Source organism: Pseudomonas petroselini (assembly GCF_045037875.1).
Taxonomy (GTDB): Bacteria; Pseudomonadota; Gammaproteobacteria; order Pseudomonadales; family Pseudomonadaceae; genus Aquipseudomonas; species Aquipseudomonas petroselini.
In genome coordinates this window covers 239,172-254,934 of sequence record NZ_CP173614.1, presented here as the reverse complement: position 1 = coordinate 254,934, position 15,763 = coordinate 239,172, and the positions used below count along the sequence as shown (strand labels likewise).

At 61.4% G+C, this 15,763-nt stretch carries 20 protein-coding genes; 7 read left to right on the top strand and 13 right to left on the bottom strand.

Annotated features, from left to right (window positions below; translation table 11 throughout):
- Positions 1 to 23 precede the first annotated feature (23 nt).
- Positions 24 to 878: an RNA polymerase sigma factor RpoH gene (gene rpoH, locus ACI512_RS01275; RefSeq protein WP_003176698.1), complete on the top strand. Its 855-nt coding sequence runs from the start codon at positions 24 to 26 to the stop codon at positions 876 to 878.
- Positions 879 to 1,000: 122 nt separating this feature from the next.
- Here rpoH and mtgA read toward each other — a convergent pair whose 3' ends face one another.
- The gene (gene mtgA / locus ACI512_RS01270; protein ID WP_064054324.1) at positions 1,001 to 1,723 is read right to left on the bottom strand and encodes a monofunctional biosynthetic peptidoglycan transglycosylase; all 723 of its coding nucleotides are present in this window, start codon (positions 1,721 to 1,723) and stop codon (positions 1,001 to 1,003) included.
- Between the two features lie 74 nt (positions 1,724 to 1,797).
- On the opposite strand from mtgA, the gene ACI512_RS01265 reads away from it, so the two are divergent.
- From ACI512_RS01265 to trmB, 4 genes are all read left to right on the top strand, one after another.
- Entirely contained in the window at positions 1,798 to 2,175 is a 378-nt protein-coding gene (locus tag ACI512_RS01265) for a DUF423 domain-containing protein (protein WP_015886355.1), read from the top strand.
- 71 nt (positions 2,176 to 2,246) lie between these two features.
- Positions 2,247 to 2,447, top strand: coding sequence for a sulfur carrier protein ThiS (gene thiS, locus ACI512_RS01260; protein WP_015886354.1), 201 nt, complete (start codon positions 2,247 to 2,249; stop codon positions 2,445 to 2,447).
- 52 nt (positions 2,448 to 2,499) lie between these two features.
- Positions 2,500 to 3,294, top strand: coding sequence for a thiazole synthase (locus ACI512_RS01255; protein WP_015886353.1), 795 nt, complete (start codon positions 2,500 to 2,502; stop codon positions 3,292 to 3,294).
- A 9-nt stretch (positions 3,295 to 3,303) separates the two neighbouring features.
- Entirely contained in the window at positions 3,304 to 4,029 is a 726-nt protein-coding gene (gene trmB, locus ACI512_RS01250; RefSeq protein WP_015886352.1) for a tRNA (guanosine(46)-N7)-methyltransferase TrmB, read from the top strand.
- A 142-nt stretch (positions 4,030 to 4,171) separates the two neighbouring features.
- On the opposite strand, the gene ACI512_RS01245 is transcribed toward trmB, so the two are convergent.
- The 9 genes from ACI512_RS01245 to ACI512_RS01205 form a co-directional block, all read right to left on the bottom strand.
- Positions 4,172 to 4,495 carry a DUF3392 domain-containing protein gene (locus ACI512_RS01245; protein ID WP_016972961.1) on the bottom strand — a complete coding sequence of 108 codons (324 nt, stop codon included), beginning with the start codon at positions 4,493 to 4,495 and terminating at the stop codon, positions 4,172 to 4,174.
- Between the two features lie 17 nt (positions 4,496 to 4,512).
- Positions 4,513 to 5,715 (bottom strand): radical SAM family heme chaperone HemW, encoded by a 1,203-nt coding sequence (gene hemW / locus ACI512_RS01240; RefSeq protein ID WP_043206038.1) that lies wholly within the window; start codon positions 5,713 to 5,715, stop codon positions 4,513 to 4,515.
- A complete protein-coding gene (rdgB, locus tag ACI512_RS01235; protein WP_043206037.1) occupies positions 5,712 to 6,308 on the bottom strand; it encodes an RdgB/HAM1 family non-canonical purine NTP pyrophosphatase in 597 nt (198 codons plus the stop codon). Before rdgB ends, hemW begins: the two co-directional genes overlap by 4 nt.
- Positions 6,305 to 6,739, bottom strand: coding sequence for a DUF4426 domain-containing protein (locus tag ACI512_RS01230; RefSeq protein WP_015886348.1), 435 nt, complete (start codon positions 6,737 to 6,739; stop codon positions 6,305 to 6,307). The genes rdgB and ACI512_RS01230 overlap by 4 nt, the downstream gene beginning before the upstream one ends.
- Before the next feature lie 21 nt (positions 6,740 to 6,760).
- A complete protein-coding gene (gene metW, locus ACI512_RS01225) occupies positions 6,761 to 7,381 on the bottom strand; it encodes a methionine biosynthesis protein MetW (RefSeq protein ID WP_236379793.1) in 621 nt (206 codons plus the stop codon).
- Positions 7,382 to 7,388: 7 nt separating this feature from the next.
- Positions 7,389 to 8,528 carry a homoserine O-acetyltransferase gene (locus ACI512_RS01220; protein ID WP_046034941.1) on the bottom strand — a complete coding sequence of 380 codons (1,140 nt, stop codon included), beginning with the start codon at positions 8,526 to 8,528 and terminating at the stop codon, positions 7,389 to 7,391.
- 135 nt (positions 8,529 to 8,663) lie between these two features.
- On the bottom strand, positions 8,664 to 9,254 hold the full coding sequence (locus tag ACI512_RS01215) for a YggT family protein (RefSeq protein ID WP_015886346.1): 591 nt from the start codon (positions 9,252 to 9,254) through the stop codon (positions 8,664 to 8,666).
- 9 nt (positions 9,255 to 9,263) lie between these two features.
- Entirely contained in the window at positions 9,264 to 10,082 is an 819-nt protein-coding gene (gene proC / locus ACI512_RS01210) for a pyrroline-5-carboxylate reductase (protein ID WP_015886345.1), read from the bottom strand.
- Positions 10,083 to 10,115: 33 nt separating this feature from the next.
- Entirely contained in the window at positions 10,116 to 10,802 is a 687-nt protein-coding gene (locus tag ACI512_RS01205; protein WP_236379794.1) for a YggS family pyridoxal phosphate-dependent enzyme, read from the bottom strand.
- 57 nt (positions 10,803 to 10,859) lie between these two features.
- On the opposite strand from ACI512_RS01205, the gene ACI512_RS01200 reads away from it, so the two are divergent.
- The gene (locus tag ACI512_RS01200) at positions 10,860 to 11,894 is read left to right on the top strand and encodes a type IV pilus twitching motility protein PilT (protein ID WP_236379796.1); all 1,035 of its coding nucleotides are present in this window, start codon (positions 10,860 to 10,862) and stop codon (positions 11,892 to 11,894) included.
- A gap of 123 nt (positions 11,895 to 12,017) precedes the next feature.
- On the opposite strand, the gene ACI512_RS01195 is transcribed toward ACI512_RS01200, so the two are convergent.
- Positions 12,018 to 12,653, bottom strand: coding sequence for a C40 family peptidase (locus ACI512_RS01195; RefSeq protein WP_236379798.1), 636 nt, complete (start codon positions 12,651 to 12,653; stop codon positions 12,018 to 12,020).
- A gap of 268 nt (positions 12,654 to 12,921) precedes the next feature.
- On the opposite strand from ACI512_RS01195, the gene ACI512_RS01190 reads away from it, so the two are divergent.
- On the top strand, positions 12,922 to 13,332 hold the full coding sequence (locus tag ACI512_RS01190; protein ID WP_163825880.1) for a TM2 domain-containing protein: 411 nt from the start codon (positions 12,922 to 12,924) through the stop codon (positions 13,330 to 13,332).
- Positions 13,333 to 13,478: 146 nt separating this feature from the next.
- Here the strand turns inward: ACI512_RS01190 and ACI512_RS01185 are convergent, their stop codons facing one another.
- Both ACI512_RS01185 and ACI512_RS01180 read right to left on the bottom strand, forming a co-directional pair.
- On the bottom strand, positions 13,479 to 14,750 hold the full coding sequence (locus tag ACI512_RS01185; protein WP_236379800.1) for a dihydroorotase: 1,272 nt from the start codon (positions 14,748 to 14,750) through the stop codon (positions 13,479 to 13,481).
- Positions 14,747 to 15,751, bottom strand: coding sequence for an aspartate carbamoyltransferase catalytic subunit (locus ACI512_RS01180; RefSeq protein ID WP_015886339.1), 1,005 nt, complete (start codon positions 15,749 to 15,751; stop codon positions 14,747 to 14,749). The genes ACI512_RS01185 and ACI512_RS01180 overlap by 4 nt, the downstream gene beginning before the upstream one ends.
- Between the last annotated feature and the right edge of the window lie 12 nt (positions 15,752 to 15,763).

Genomic DNA, 15,763 nt, shown 5'->3' with positions numbered 1-15,763 from the left:
ATGTGAGTCGGAGGTTTTTTCGTATGACCACTTCTTTGCAACCTGCTTATGCCTTGGTCCCGGGTGCGAACCTGGAAGCATATGTGCACACGGTCAACAGCATTCCATTGCTGACGCCCGAGCAGGAGCGTGAACTGGCCGAGAGTCTCTACTATGAGCAGGATTTGGGGGCGGCTCGGCAGATGGTGCTCGCCCACCTGCGTTTTGTTGTACATATCGCCCGTAGCTATAGCGGCTACGGCTTGGCCCAGGCTGACCTGATCCAGGAAGGCAACGTTGGCCTGATGAAGGCGGTAAAGCGCTTCAACCCTGAGATGGGTGTGCGCCTGGTGTCGTTCGCTGTGCACTGGATCAAGGCGGAAATCCACGAGTTCATCCTGCGCAACTGGCGCATTGTGAAAGTCGCGACCACCAAGGCCCAGCGCAAGCTGTTCTTCAACCTGCGCAGCCAGAAAAAACGCTTGGCGTGGCTGAACAACGAGGAAGTCCACCGCGTGGCCGAAAGCCTGGGCGTGGAACCGCGTGAAGTGCGCGAGATGGAAAGCCGCCTGACCGGCCATGACATGGCCTTCGACCCGGCCGCCGAAGCGGACGACGACAGCGCCTTCCAATCGCCGGCCAACTACCTGGAAGACCACCGGTACGACCCGGCGCGTCAACTGGAGGATGCGGACTGGAGTGACAACTCCAATCACAACCTGCACGAAGCGCTGGAAGTGCTGGACGACCGCAGCCGTGACATCCTCTACCAGCGCTGGTTGGCGGAAGAAAAAGCCACGCTGCACGACCTGGCACAGAAGTACAACGTGTCGGCCGAGCGGATTCGTCAGCTTGAGAAAAGCGCGATGAATAAGCTGAAGTTGTCGATCGCCGCCTAAAACGCTACGCGGTAAAAATGTGGGAGGGGGCTTGCCCCCGATAGCAGAGTGTCAGTTAACATCAAAGTGACTGGTCCACCGCTATCGGGGGCAAGCCCCCTCCCACAGTTGTTTGTGTTGTGTCAGTCGGACCAGGGGGCCTTGCGGGAGTTGTTCAGCTCAACCAAGTAACCATCGCCACCCAACTGACCCATCTGCTGCCGAATCCAAGCAGCGCGCCTTGCCACATACGCCGTCGGATGACTGGCACTCCACACCCGAGGGTTCGGCAACACCGCGGCCAAATAGCTGGCCTGCTGCCGCGATAACCCCTTGGCACTCACCCCAAAGTGATGCCGCGCGGCTGCTTCCGCGCCGAAGACGCCTTCATCCCACTCCACGCTGTTGAGGTACACCTCAAGAATCCGCTGCTTGGGCCACAACACCTCGATCAGCCCGGTAAACCAAGCCTCCAGGCCTTTGCGCAAATAACTGCGGCCGGCCCACAGGAACAGGTTTTTCGACACCTGCTGGCTCAACGTGCTGGCGCCGCGTATCGAACCACCGCGCTCGTTGTGCTGGATAGCCGCCTGGATCGCGCCGAAATCAAAGCCCCAGTGCTGCGGGAAACGCTGGTCTTCACCGGCCATCACCGCCACTTTGAGGTCATCGGAGATCTCGTCCCACGGCACCCAACTGCGCTGCAGGTCAATGGGTTCGCCGTCGAACCAGGATTCGACCTTGCGCTCCACCATCAGCGCGGTGAAGGGCGGCGGGACGACGCGAAACAGCAGCACCAACAGCACACTGGCGATGGCAAACCATTTAACGACATTGAGAAAGCGTTTGAAGAGGAGACGCAGCATAGAGATGGCTTGGCCGAACCCGTTGAGCGGGCCATTATACAGACCCTGCCCGATGAGTCTGACTGGAGTTCCTGATGCTGCGTAGCTTTCTGATGCTGGCTGCCTTTTTTGGCTTCACCGGTGTGGCCCTTGGCGCGTTCGCCGCCCATGGCCTGAAAAACCGCTTGAGCGCAGAGTACCTGGCGATCTTCCATACCGGGGTGACCTACCAACTGGTACATACCTTGGCGCTGTTCGGCGTAGCGTTGCTGGCCGCGCATATTCCTGGTCGGTTGGTCAGCTGGGCGGGCATCTCCTTTACTGTCGGCATCCTGTTGTTCTCCGGCAGCTTGTATGTGCTGACGATGACGGGCATCAGCAAGCTGGGCATCATCACGCCATTTGGCGGGTTGGCGTTCTTGCTGGGCTGGTTTTTCCTGGGGCTGGCTGCCTGGCGCTTGCAGGCGATCTGACCGAGGGACTTGGGTCATCAACCTTGATCGGGCTAGAATGCGGGCCCCTAAAAACGATGGCGGCCCGTGGCATGCGCATTCAGTTGAACGGCGAATCCTTTGAACTGCCCGACGGTGAAACCGTTGCGGCCCTGCTGACCCGCCTGGACCTCACCGGGCGTCGCGTCGCAGTGGAACTCAACCTGGATATCGTCCCGCGTAGCCTGCACGCCGAGACCGCGCTCACCGAAGGTGACCAGGTCGAAGTGGTCCACGCCATCGGCGGCGGCTGATCGCGCAGCTTCCTGAATTCTGCAGAACCTCACCCCATTTCGAGGATTTCCCATGAGCATCGTTCGTAGCGACAAGCCCTTCGTCCTGGCCGGTCGTACCTACCAGTCCCGTCTGCTGGTCGGCACCGGCAAGTACCGCGACATGGAAGAAACCCGCCTGGCCATCGAAGCCTCGGGCGCCGAGATCGTCACCTTCGCCGTGCGCCGCACCAACCTCGGCCAGATCGAAGGCGAGCCGAACCTGCTCGAAGTGCTGTCGCCGGATCGCTACACCTTCCTGCCGAACACCGCCGGTTGCTACGACGCCATCGAAGCCGTGCGCACCTGCCGCCTGGCCCGTGAACTGCTCGACGGCCACAACCTGGTGAAGCTGGAAGTGCTGGCCGACCAGAAAACCCTGTTTCCCAACGTGATCGAAACCCTCAAGGCCGCTGAAACCCTGGTCAAGGAAGGCTTCGACGTGATGGTCTACACCAGCGATGACCCGATCATCGCGCGGCAACTGGCGGAAATCGGCTGTATTGCCGTGATGCCGCTGGCCGGCCTGATCGGTTCCGGCCTGGGTATCTGCAATCCGTACAACCTGCAGATCATCCTTGAAGAAGCCAAGATCCCGGTGCTGGTGGATGCGGGCGTGGGCACGGCCTCCGACGCGACCATCGCCATGGAGCTGGGCTGCGACGCAGTGCTGATGAACTCGGCCATCGCCCATGCCCAGCAACCGATCATGATGGCCGAAGCCATGAACCACGCCATCGTCGCGGGCCGCCTGGCCTACCTCGCCGGTCGCATGCCGAAAAAACTCTACGCCAGCGCCTCTTCGCCGCTGGATGGTCTGATCAAGTAAGAGCCATTGATGACTGAATCAAACGAAACGCCGAACACCCCGGAAGCAGGCGACGAGTCCAAGCACCGCCGCATCAAGAGTTTTGTGATGCGCGCCGGTCGCATGACTGAAGGCCAGCAAAAGGGCCTGGAGCAAGGTACGCCCCTGTTCGTGTTGCCCTTGGCCGACGCGCCGGTGGACTACGACCAGGTGTTCGGCCGTTCGGCCCCGCGTTCCCTGGAAATCGGCTTCGGCATGGGCCACTCCCTGCTGGAAATGGCGGCCGCCGCGCCGGACCAGGACTTCATCGGCGTGGAGGTCCACCGCCCCGGTGTCGGCGCGCTGCTCAATGGTGTGTTGACCCAAGGGTTGACCAACCTGCGGGTCTACGACTGCGACGCGATCGAAGTGCTCAACCGCTGCATCGCCGACAATAGCCTCGACCGCCTGATGCTGTTCTTCCCTGACCCATGGCACAAAGCCCGTCACCACAAGCGCCGCATCGTCCAGGCCTCCTTCGCGGAGCTGGTACGCAGCAAGCTCAAGGTTGGCGGCATCCTGCACATGGCCACCGACTGGGAACCCTACGCGGAATACATGCTGGAAGTGATGAACGTCGCCCCCGGTTATCGCAACCTGGCGGAAGACGGCAAATGCGTGCCACGCCCGGCTGAACGCCCGATCACCAAGTTCGAACGCCGTGGCGAGCGGTTGGGGCATGGGGTGTGGGATCTGAAGTTCGAGAAGTTGGCGTAACTCACCATTAGCTTGAAATGCAATCAACTGTGGGAGGGGGCTTGCCCCCGATAGCGGAGTGTCAGTCACCACAAACAGTGACTGGTCCACCGCCATCGGGGGCAAGCCCCCTCCCACATTTGTATCGACGTTTTGCTCAGGATCAGCGGCGGTCGGCGACTACACCGATCAGTACCAGCACCACCACCAACACCGGCGCCAGGCTGTAGTTATTGAACTGGCTCAACCCCCGTACAATCCACGGCGTGGCATAGATCAACGCCGCGCCGCTGCCGATCATGCACACCAACGCCATCAACGGGACGCGCAATGCGCCTGCGATGCTGCCCAAGCGCGCTTCCACCCAGCCTTTGATATCGGCGCCAAACAGCACCAGCAGGCAGCCGACGAGGGCCAGGGAGATTTCCGACAGGTTGCTACGGCTCCAACGGGATACGGTGGCGAGCAGGTCGAGTACCAAATCCATTCGATTTCCTTAGAGCGTCAGCTCAAAAACTTCTGCAACAGGTCATTGAGAAAGAGTTGCCCGCGGTCGGTCGCCGCCAGGCGTGACGGTTCGACCTGCATTAAGCCACTTTGTTCTGCCTCGCGGCGGCCTTCATCCAGGCTCGACAACGCCAGCCCGGTGCGCTCAGCGTAGAGCTTCGCTTCGACGCCTTCGGTCAGGCGCAAGGCGTTCATCAAAAATTCGAACGGCAGTTCTTCGTTAGTCAGTTCTTTCGCGCCGGCCTGGAAGCTTTTGGCCGGGTTGAGGTAGTCCTTCGGTGCTCGGGTCTTCCAGGTACGTACAATGCGTCCGTCGGGGTGGCTGAGTTTGCCGTGGGCACCGGCGCCGATGCCAATGAAGTCACCGAAGCTCCAGTAGTTGAGGTTATGCCGCGCCGGGCGGCCCGGTTGGGCATAAGCCGACACTTCATATTGCGCATAACCGTGTTCGGCGAGCAGTGCCTGGCCGGCTTCCTGGATATCCCACAAGGTGTCGTCCTCCGGCAGCGCGGGCGGCTGGTTCCAGAACACGGTGTTGGGTTCCAGGGTCAGCTGGTACCAGGACAAGTGCGTCGGCTTCAGCGCGATGGCCTGGCGCAGGTCGCTCAAAGCGTCTTCCAGGGACTGATCGGGCAAACCGTGCATCAAGTCCAGGTTGAAGTTATCGAACCCGGCCTGGCGCGCCATACCGGCAGCGCGCACGGCTTCATCGCCGTTGTGAATACGGCCCAGAGCCTCAAGCTTTTGCTGCTGGAAGCTCTGGATACCGATGGACAGGCGATTGATCCCCAGCTTGCGGTACGCCACGAACTTTTCCTGCTCGAACGTCCCGGGGTTGGCTTCCAGGGTGATCTCGATATCACTGGCGAACGGGATGCGCGCTTCCACACCCTTGAGCAAACGGCCCAGCGCTGCGGCGCTGAACAGGCTCGGCGTACCGCCACCAAAAAAGATCGAGCTCAGTTCGCGACCGTAAACCGCGTGCAGGTCCTGATCGAGGTCGGCCAACAGGGCGTCCACGTACTCTTCTTCCGGCAGCACTTTACTGGCGGTGTGGGAGTTGAAGTCGCAATAGGGGCATTTGCGCACGCACCACGGGATATGGATATACAGCGCCAGAGGCGGCAGCACAGGCAAGGCCGCCCGAAGTGTTTGCGCGCCACCGTGGATCAGTGGCTGCGCAGAGGTGTTCTGGGTCATTTCAGGCTCAGGCGTTGGCGCAGCAAATCCATTGCGCGAGCACGGTGGCTGATCTGATTCTTATCGGCCGGGCTCAGTTCGGCGCTGGAAACGTTACGTTCCGGCACCCAGAACAGCGGGTCATAGCCAAAACCGTGCTCACCACTGGCCGCGTGCAGGATGCGCCCGTGCCACAGGCCTTCGCACAAGATCGGCAGCGGGTCATCGGCATGCCGCACCAAGGCCAGCACGCAGACGAACTGTGCGCCGCGCTCGGCGTCGGGCACGCCCTTGAGCGCATCCAGCAGCTTGGCGTTGTTGGCGGCGTCGCCCTTGCCATCGGCGTAGCGTGCCGAGTAGATGCCCGGCGCACCGCCGAGGAAGTCCACCGCCAGGCCCGAGTCGTCCGCCAGCGCAGGCAGGCCGGAGATACGCGCAGCATTACGCGCCTTGAGGATGGCGTTCTCGACGAACGACAGGCCGGTCTCTTCCGGCTCCACCTGGCTGAACTCGCCGATCGAGCGCAACTGCACGGAGTCGCCGAGCATGGCTTGCAGTTCTTTAAGCTTGCCGGCGTTATGGCTGGCCAGTACGAGTTGGGTAAGGTTCATCATTCCGCCGGAAACAGTTCCTGGTTGAATTGGAAGCTATGGGCTTTGCCGCCGGTTTCAACGTTGATGGTAAAGGTCTTGTATTCGCGCTGGGTCACGGCGTAGGGCGCGAGATAATTGATGCCACCTTTTTCGTTGATTTGCTTGAAGGTGAGGATCTCGCTTTTGCCACCCAAATCCTTGATGGTGCCCGTCACTTGCGCGGCCACCGGGGTCACGCCCTTGATCACGGTCACGTTGATCAAGCCCTTCTCCTTGCTGCGCACCACGCCGACTTTCTGGGCGGTTTCCGGTTGCAGGAAGCTGGAGGTGAACGTGTTGTAGTGAACGGTGATATCGCCGAAGTCTTTCTTGCGATTAGCGTCGATAGCGTCCGCGGCCATGGCGCTGGCACCCAGGCATGCGGTCAATAGAAAAACAGCCAAACGACTCATGATCGTCCCTCTTGAAAATGATTAGACGGCAATCTTGTGGTCCGTCAGGCCAGGACTGCTGACCCGATAAATACCGATTTCGCCCAACAGATTGGGCCATCGCTTACTCGCCCAGCCGTGGCGATGCTGTTGATCGACGGCAAGGCGGTTGATCACCTTGGCTTCACGCTCGCCACACAGGGCTTCGAAATCTTCGAAGGTGCAAAAGTGGATGTTCGGCGTGTTGTACCAGGTGTACGGCAGGAAGTCCGACACCGGCATGCGGCCCTTGGTGGCCAGGTACCAGCGGCAGCGCCAATGCCCGAAGTTGGGGAAGGTGATGATGCACTGGCGACCTACGCGCAGCATCTCGTCGAGGATGCGGTCCGGGTAGTGCACCGCCTGCAGGGCCTGGGTCATCACCACGATATCGAAGCTGTTGCTGGCAAAGTTGCCCAGGCCCTTGTCCAGGTCCTGCTCGATCACGTTGATGCCCTTGGCCACGCACTGGGCGATGTTGTCCGGGTCGTTTTCCAGGCCGTAGCCGGTGACTTGCTTGTGGTCGCGCAGCCAGCTCAGCAGTTCGCCATCGCCGCACCCAAGGTCGAGCACGCGACTGCCGGCGGGGATCCAGTCTTGGATGATGTCCAGGTCGGCTCTCATGGCGTTCTCACAAAGTTATGCGGTTCATGTAATTGCTGAAGGCCTGCAAGTAGCGTGGGATCGGGATCAGGAAGGCGTCGTGGCCTTGTGGTGCATCGATCTCCAGGTAGCAGACGTCCTTGCGCGCAGCCATCAGAGCATCCACCAGCTCGCGGGAGCGCGCCGGCGAGAAGCGCCAGTCGGTGGTGAATGACATCACGCAGAACTTGGCCGTGGCGCCTTCGAAGGTTTTCGCCAGGTCGTCATCAAAGTTGGCGGCTGGGTCGAAGTAGTCCAACGCCTTGGTCATCAGCAAATAGGTGTTGGCGTCGAAACGCCCCGAGAACTCCTCCCCCTGATAACGCAGGTAGCTTTCCACCTGGAACTCGACGCTGTGGAAGTCGTAGTTGAGCTTCTCGCTCTTGAGGCCACGGCCGAATTTCTCGCCCATGGAGTCATCGGACAGGTAAGTGATGTGCCCGACCATCCGCGCCAGCATCAGGCCGCGCTTGGGGATCACACCGGCTTCCTGGAACGAACCACCGTGGAACTCAGGGTCGGTCAGGATCGCCTGGCGCGCCACTTCGTTGAAGGCGATGTTCTGCGCCGACAATTTAGGGGCCGAGGCGATGGCCAGGCAATGGCGCACGCGATCCGGGTAAGTGATGGTCCATTGCAGCGCTTGCATGCCGCCCAGGCTGCCGCCGATCACGGCGGCCCATTGGTCGATGCCCAGCAGGTCGGCCAGGCGCGCCTGGCTGTGCACCCAGTCTTCCACGGTGAGCACCGGGAAGTCCGCGCCGAACGGCTTGCCGTTCTCAGGGTTGACGCTGCTCGGGCCGGTGGAACCGTTGCAGCCGCCGAGGTTGTTCAGGCTGACCACAAAGAACTTGTTCGTGTCGATGGGTTTGCCGGGGCCGATGCAACTGTCCCACCAGCCGGGTTTGCGCTCGTCGACCGAGTGGAAGCCGGCAGCGTGGTGATGGCCGGACAAGGCGTGGCAGATCAGCACGGCGTTGCTCGCCGTGGCATTCAGTTGGCCGTAGGTTTCATAGATCAGGTCGTAGGCAGGCAGCGAACGGCCGCAGGCCAGGGCCAGCGGTTCGCTGAAGTGCGCCATTTGGGGCACGACCAGTCCAACAGAATCGGGGGGAAAGGCAGTTGGCATCGACCCTGCTCTCGTTTAAATGAGGCGTAAGTCTAAAGAGCGCGAACCCCAGCGGCAAGCAAAGGCCTGCGCGGATTGAATTCAGTGTGCAGTTCGAAAATGTGGGAGCAGGCTTGCTCCCACATTTGATCCGCGTTAGATCAGCAAACGCAGAATGTCCGGCATCATGGTCATCGCTGCCAGGTTGTTGATCACCAGCATATCCAGCAACTTGAGCACCATGAATGCCAGGATCGGCGAGATATCCAGGCCGCCCAGGTTCGGCAGCAGCTTGCGGAACGGCGCCAGGGCCGGTTCGCAGATCTGGTTCACCAGTTCGGCGCCAGGGTTGTGGCTACCCGGCGCGACCCAGGACAGGATCACGCTGATGATCAAGGCGAAGAAAAAGATCTTCAGGAACAGCGCGGTCACGCCGATGATCGCCCAGATCAGCAACTGTACGAAATTGCCGGTGGTGCCGTAGGTCAGCAGCAGGGTCAGCGCCATCAAGGCCAACTGCACCAGGATCGCCAGCACCAGCGACGACATGTCCAGGCCGAACAGGCTCGGGATGATCCGACGCAACGGCTTGAGCAGCGGCTGGGTGGCCTTGACGATGAACTGGCAGAGCGGGTTGTAGAAGTTCGCGCGTACCAGTTGCAGCACGAAGCGCATCAGTACAATCAGCAGGTACAAGCTGCCGAGGGTTTGCAGCACGTAGACGGCTGCGGTGTTCAAACCAATCATGTTGGCTCCTTATTTGCCCAGTTGTTCGGCGAGTTCCGCCGAGCGGTGCGCAGCGGCACTCAATGCTTTTTCCACCAGGGCTTCAAAGCCCCCGGCCTGGAACGACTCGATGGCCGCCTGTGTGGTGCCGCCGGGGGAGGTCACGCGACGGCGCAACTCGGCCGCGTCCACATCGCTGGCAACCGCCATATGCGCGGCACCCAAGGCGGTCTGCTCGGCCAGTTGCTCGGCAACGTCCTTGGACAGTCCCAGCTTCACCCCGGCGGCGGTCATGGCTTCGATCAACAGGAAAAAATACGCCGGGCCGCTGCCGGACACGGCGGTGACCGCGTCCAGCTGCTGCTCGTGTTCCAACCACAGGGCGGTGCCCACGGCGGACAGCAGCGCTTGCGCCTGGTTGCGTTGTTCGGCGCTCACTTCGGCGGTGGCGTACAAGCCGCTCACGCCTTGGCTGACCAGCGCTGGGGTGTTGGGCATGCAGCGTACGATCGGCTGGGCGCCCAGCCAGTTATTCATGCTGGCGCAGGTAATGCCGGCGGCGATGGACACCACCAGTTGCTGCGGTTGCAGGCTCGGGCGCAGGCTTTCGCACACGGCCTTCATGGCCTGCGGCTTCACCGCCAGCACGATCACATCGACGCCACGGATGGCCTCGGCGTTGTCGGCAAAGGTTTCAATACCGTGCTCGGCGCTGACGCGGGCACGGGTGTCGGCGCCGGGGTCGCTGGCGCGGATCTGCGCGGCGCCCAGGCCCTTGGCCCGCAGGCCACCGATCAGGCTGGCCGCCATGTTACCGGCGCCGATAAAGGCAATACGCGTGTTGCTCATGACAGGTCCTTACTCAGATGGAAGTCAGCCATTTCATGGCTGGCCGTAGTCGCGGGCGCCAAACAGGGCGGTACCGATCCGCACCCAGGTGGCGCCTTGGGCGATGGCCGACTCAAGGTCGTGGCTCATGCCCATGGAAAGTGTGTCGAGCGGCAGGTTCAGGCTGTTTTGCAGGTCGCGTACAGCGGCAAACGCTGCATCTTGCGCGGCGCGATCTTCAGTCGGCTCAGGAATCGCCATCAGGCCACGCAACTTCAGGCGCGGCAGGGCGCTGATCGCATTGGCCAGGGCCGGTAGGTCGGCGGGCGTACAGCCGGACTTGCTGGCTTCGCCACTGACGTTGACCTGGATGCAGATGTTCAGCGGTGGCAGGTCGGCCGGGCGTTGTTCGGACAGGCGTTGTGCAATTTTGAGGCGGTCCACGGAATGCACCCAAGCGAAGTTCTCGGCGATAGCGCGCGTCTTGTTCGATTGAATGGGGCCGATGAAGTGCCAACTCAAGGGCAGGTCGGTTAATTCGGCCTGTTTGCCCAAGGCTTCCTGCAGATAGTTTTCGCCAAAGTCGCGCATTCCGGCGGCATAGGCTTCGCGCACGGCTGGCGCGGGTTTGGTCTTGCTCACGGCCAGCAGGTGGATGCTGCTTGCGTCACGTTGCACGGCGTCGGCTGCGGCGCGGATGCGCTGGCTAACCTGGCCGATGTTGTCTGCTATCGTCGACATTCAAGATGCGCCCGTGGATATGGAGTCCGCGGCATTCTACTGGAAATGGAAAGCCCTATGGATATCACTGAATTGCTGGCGGCCAGCGTAAGCCGTGGCGCCTCCGACCTGCATCTGTCGGCCGGCCTGGCGCCGATGTTGCGGGTGGATGGCGAGGTGTGGCCGTTGGATTGGCCGGTGCTCTCACCCCGGCAAGTGGCGGACTTATTGAGCCCGTTGCTCAATCAGCACCAGCAAAAGGATTTCGAAACATCTCTTGAAACGGATTTTGCGTTCGAACTGCCTGGCGTGGCGCGCTTCAGGGCCAATGTGTTCACGCAGGACCGTGGCATGGGGGCGGTGTTTCGCACGATTCCCAGCGAGGTGCAAAGCCTGGAAAGCCTTGGCCTTGGCGAAGTGTTCCGGCGTATCGCCCAGTTGCCACGCGGCTTGGTGCTGGTGACCGGCCCGACCGGCTCGGGCAAGTCCACCACCCTGGCGGCGATGATCGATTTTCTCAATCAGCATCGGCGCCAGCACATCCTCACTCTCGAAGACCCTATCGAGTTTATCCACACGCCCAAGACCGCCCTGATCAACCAGCGTCAGGTGCACCGTGACACTCATAGTTTTTCCACCGCCCTGCGCTCGGCGCTGCGTGAAGACCCGGACGTGATCCTGGTAGGCGAATTGCGCGACTTGGAAACCATTCGCCTGGCGCTGACAGCGGCTGAGACCGGGCACCTGGTATTTGGCACCCTGCACACCACGTCTGCGGCAAAGACCGTAGACCGGCTGGTGGATGTGTTCCCGGCGGGGGAAAAGGCCATGGTCCGCTCGATGCTGTCGGAGTCGTTGCAGGCGGTGGTGTCCCAGGTCCTGGTGAAGAAGGTCGGCGGCGGGCGCGTGGCGGCCCATGAAATCATGCTGGGCACGCCGGCCATTCGCAATCTGATCCGCGAGGACAAGGTGGCGCAGATGGTCTCAGCGATCCAGACCGGTGGGGCGTTGGGGATGAAGACGTTGGATATGAGCTTGAAGGCGCTGGTCGGGGAGGGGGTGATCAGTCGTGAAGACGCACGGGAGAAGGCGAGGGTGCCTGGGGAGATATGAAGATCCAAATGTGGGAGGGGGCTTGCTCCCGATTACAGTGGGTCAGCTACAAATAAGCTGACTGATCCACCGCTATCGGGGGCAAGCCCCCTCCCACATTGTTTACCGCATTTCAGCCTGGAATCACCGCTGGACCACCCGCAGATTGTTCTGCTCTTTCGGCAGCACCCGCTTGGCAATCACGTAGTTCTTGTCCCAGAACGGCTTCTTCAGCGTGTCGATGCTGACCGCCTTGCCACGGCGCGGTGCGTGGATGAAACGGTCGTTGCCCAGATAGATGGCAACGTGGTTCACCTGGCGGCTCTTCAGTTTGAAGAACAGCAGGTCACCCGGTTTCAGGTCCTTGCGGTCAACCTTCTGCCCGTGGCCGGCGGCCATGGCGTTGGAGGTGCGCGGCAAATCCACCGCCGCTACGTCGTTAAACGCATATTTCACCAAACCACTGCAGTCGAACCCTTTACTTGGGCTGCTGCCGCCCCAACGATAAGGAGTACCGAGCACGTTCACGGCGCGGCTGAGGACGGTGCTGCTCTGTTTGGTGTTGACTGCCATCAGGGCCGGGTTTGCTTTACCGTGGGCCTTGCTCAGTTGAGTCGGGCGGTTGACGGTCGGCTTTACCGATTTGGCCGTGCTTGGTGTGCTGTGAACTTTAGGGGTGAAACCGTTAACGTTAGGAAGTCGTTGCTCACGATTGGTGGCGTGGGCGGCCAGTGGCATTAATAGGCAAATGGTTAGCCATGTCTTGAAAAATGGTCGCATTAGGCGTGGCTCTTATGGGTTTGCGCGCAACTTTATAACAGCTTTTTGTGTCGTTCTCAGGCCGTTTGTCGACTGAGCCTTGACGTCAAAATCAGGAAAAACGCGACGATTCGCCGCAATTGTCCTACACAAGTCAGGTGGCATAAGGCTTTCAGGGCAGGGAAGATACCATTTGCCGTACGTCGGGCGCCTGTAAAAAAGTCACAAAGAAAGTGAAAAAATTTATCTATCGAGGCAAAAGAGGTACGCGATGAACACCTATCAGCAGATTGGTTCGCAGCAAGACACCCACAGCAAGGTGATCGGTTACCTGCTGTGGATTTTTGGTTTTACTGGGGCGCACCGCTTCTATTACGGCAAGCCGGTGACCGGCACGATCTGGTTTTTCACCTTTGGCTTGCTGGGTATCGGCTGGCTGATCGACCTGTTCCTGATCCCGGCCATGGACCGTGAAGCGGACCTGCGTTTTACCGCCGGGCCGATCGAATACAACGTGGCCTGGGTGCTGTTGGCGTTTCTCGGGGTGTTTGGCGTGCACCGCATGTACCAAGGCAAATGGATCACCGGCCTGATCTACCTGCTGACCGGCGGTTTGTTCCTGGTAGGGGTGTTGTATGACTTCTGGACGTTGAATACACAGATATCGATCCGCAATGCCGAGCGCAACAGCGGCCGCTGATCTTTTACTTCTGGTGGAGATCAACCTGTGGGAGGGGGCTTGCCCCCGATAGCGGTGGATCAGTCAGCTTATCTGTAGCTGACCCACTGCAATCGGGGGCAAGCCCCCTCCCACATTGATCATGCCCACATTAGATCTGCGATTTTTCAGGCTTGGTAGGTGATACGTCCGTCAACCAGGGTGTAGCGCACCGTCGCCGGCAGGCTATGGCCGATGAACGGGCAGTTTTCACCTTTGGACAGCCAGCGCTCCCCGGCAACCGTGGAGCGGGCCGGGTCAAACAGCACCAGGTCCGCCGCCGAACCCACCGCCAACTTGCCCGCCGGCAGGCGCAATGCCTCAGCCGGGCCGGCGCTGAGGCGTGCCAGCAGTGTCGGCAAGTCCAGCAATCCGTCCTCCACCAGTGTCATCGCCAGCGGCAGCAACAGTTCGACACTGCTGATGCCCGGCTCTGTCGCGCCAAACGGTGCCAGCTTGGCATCCCGCTCATGGGGCTGGTGATGGCTGGAAATCGCCGAGACCACACCGGACTTGACCGCCGCACGCAAACCTTCGCGGTCGGCCAGGGTGCGCAGCGGCGGTTGCACGTGGTAAAGGCTGGAGAAGTCGATCAGCGCCTCATCCGTCAGGATCAACTGATACAGCGCCACATCCGCCGTGACCGGCAGTCCACGAGCCTGTGCCTGGGCGATAAGGGCGACGCCTCGGGCGCTGGTCAACTGGCTGAAGTGCGCACGCACACCGCTTTGTTCCACCAGCAGCAGGTCACGGGCCAGGGCCACGGTTTCGGCGGTTTCCGGAATGCCCGGCAGGCCGAGGAAGCTGGCCACGGCGCCTTCATGGGCCAGGCCGCCTTCAGCCAAGTCGCGGTCCTGGGAGTGGAAGATCACCGTCAGGTCGAAGGTGGCTGCGTATTCCAGGGCGCGTAACAGCGTCCGGGTGCTGCGAAAGCTTTCCAGGCCGTTGCCGAAGGCCACGCAACCGGCGTCACGCAGGGCGATCAGCTCGGCGAGTTGTTCGCCTTCCAGGCCTTTGCTCAGGGCGCCGATAGGGAACACTTTGCAATTGCCGGCCTCACGGGCGCGGTCGAGGATCAGTTCGGTAACCGCCGAGGTGTCCAGCACCGGCTTGGTGTGCGGCGGGCAGCACAGGCTGGTCACGCCACCGGCTGCAGCGGCGCGGGTTTCGCTGATGATGTTGCCCTTGCGGCTGTAGCCTGGCTCGCGCAGGGCGACGTTCAGGTCGACCAGGCCAGGCGCGGCCACCAGGCCTTTGGCGTCGAGGGTCTCGCTGGCGCTGAAGCCTGCGGGCGCGGCGCCGATGGCGATGATCTTGCCGGCTTCCAGATGAAGGTCGGTGACGTGATCCAGGCCACTGGCCGGATCGATGACGCGGGCGCCGAGGATGCTGAGCTTCACTGGGCGTTCTCCTGCTCGAATTGACGTTGCGCGGTTTGCCCGCTCATGGCCATGGACAACACCGCCATGCGCACGGCGATGCCGTAGGTCACCTGGTTGAGGATCACCGACTGGTTACCGTCGGCCACCGCCGACTCAATCTCCACGCCACGGTTGATCGGGCCAGGGTGCATCACGATGGCATCCGGCTTGGCGCCGGCCAGGCGTGCAGTAGTCAGGCCGAACAGGCGGTAGAACTCGCCTTCGCTCGGCAGCAGGCCTCCGGACATCCGTTCGCGTTGCAGGCGCAGCATGATCACCACATCCACATCCTTGAGGCCTTCGGCCATGTCGGTGTAGACCTTCACGCCGTACTGCTCGATACCGATCGGCAGCAGGGTTTTCGGCGCGATCACGCGGATGTCCGGGCAACCCAGGGTTTTCAGGGCCAGCATGTTCGAGCGCGCCACCCGCGAGTGCAGGATGTCGCCGACGATGGCTACCGAGAGGTTTTCAAAGCTGCCCTTGTGCCGACGGATAGTGAGCATGTCGAGCATGCCCTGGGTCGGGTGGGCGTGACGGCCGTCGCCGCCGTTGATGATCGCTACCTGCGGGCACACGTGCTCGGCGATGAAGTGCGCGGCGCCGGAGTCACCGTGGCGTACCACGAACATGTCGGCGGCCATGGCTTCCAGGTTGCGCAGGGTGTCGAGCAGGGTTTCGCCCTTGCTCGCCGACGAGGTGGACACGTTCAGCGTGATCACGTCGGCCGACAGTCGCTGGGCCGCCAGCTCAAAGGTGGTGCGGGTGCGGGTGGAGTTCTCGAAGAACACGTTGCAGATGGTCTTGCCGCGCAACAGCGGGACCTTCTTCACCGCGCGGCCACCGACTTCGAGGAATGAGTCGGCGGTGTCGAGGATTTCAGTCAGCAGTTCGCGGGGCAAACCGTCGAGGGACAAGAAGTGTTGCAACTGACCCTGAGCATTGAGCTGCAGCGGGCGCTTGGCATCTAGAGGCGTCATCGCGGGGACTCT

Coding starts and splice junctions, on each gene's coding strand:
- rpoH (WP_003176698.1), top strand. CDS start 24: ATGACCACTTCTTTGCAACCTGCTTATGCCTTGGTCCCGGGTGCGAAC.
- mtgA (WP_064054324.1), bottom strand. CDS start 1,723: ATGCTGCGTCTCCTCTTCAAACGCTTTCTCAATGTCGTTAAATGGTTT.
- ACI512_RS01265 (WP_015886355.1), top strand. CDS start 1,798: ATGCTGCGTAGCTTTCTGATGCTGGCTGCCTTTTTTGGCTTCACCGGT.
- thiS (WP_015886354.1), top strand. CDS start 2,247: ATGCGCATTCAGTTGAACGGCGAATCCTTTGAACTGCCCGACGGTGAA.
- ACI512_RS01255 (WP_015886353.1), top strand. CDS start 2,500: ATGAGCATCGTTCGTAGCGACAAGCCCTTCGTCCTGGCCGGTCGTACC.
- trmB (WP_015886352.1), top strand. CDS start 3,304: ATGACTGAATCAAACGAAACGCCGAACACCCCGGAAGCAGGCGACGAG.
- ACI512_RS01245 (WP_016972961.1), bottom strand. CDS start 4,495: ATGGATTTGGTACTCGACCTGCTCGCCACCGTATCCCGTTGGAGCCGT.
- hemW (WP_043206038.1), bottom strand. CDS start 5,715: ATGACCCAGAACACCTCTGCGCAGCCACTGATCCACGGTGGCGCGCAA.
- rdgB (WP_043206037.1), bottom strand. CDS start 6,308: ATGATGAACCTTACCCAACTCGTACTGGCCAGCCATAACGCCGGCAAG.
- ACI512_RS01230 (WP_015886348.1), bottom strand. CDS start 6,739: ATGAGTCGTTTGGCTGTTTTTCTATTGACCGCATGCCTGGGTGCCAGC.
- metW (WP_236379793.1), bottom strand. CDS start 7,381: ATGAGAGCCGACCTGGACATCATCCAAGACTGGATCCCCGCCGGCAGT.
- ACI512_RS01220 (WP_046034941.1), bottom strand. CDS start 8,528: ATGCCAACTGCCTTTCCCCCCGATTCTGTTGGACTGGTCGTGCCCCAA.
- ACI512_RS01215 (WP_015886346.1), bottom strand. CDS start 9,254: ATGATTGGTTTGAACACCGCAGCCGTCTACGTGCTGCAAACCCTCGGC.
- proC (WP_015886345.1), bottom strand. CDS start 10,082: ATGAGCAACACGCGTATTGCCTTTATCGGCGCCGGTAACATGGCGGCC.
- ACI512_RS01205 (WP_236379794.1), bottom strand. CDS start 10,802: ATGTCGACGATAGCAGACAACATCGGCCAGGTTAGCCAGCGCATCCGC.
- ACI512_RS01200 (WP_236379796.1), top strand. CDS start 10,860: ATGGATATCACTGAATTGCTGGCGGCCAGCGTAAGCCGTGGCGCCTCC.
- ACI512_RS01195 (WP_236379798.1), bottom strand. CDS start 12,653: ATGCGACCATTTTTCAAGACATGGCTAACCATTTGCCTATTAATGCCA.
- ACI512_RS01180 (WP_015886339.1), bottom strand. CDS start 15,751: ATGACGCCTCTAGATGCCAAGCGCCCGCTGCAGCTCAATGCTCAGGGT.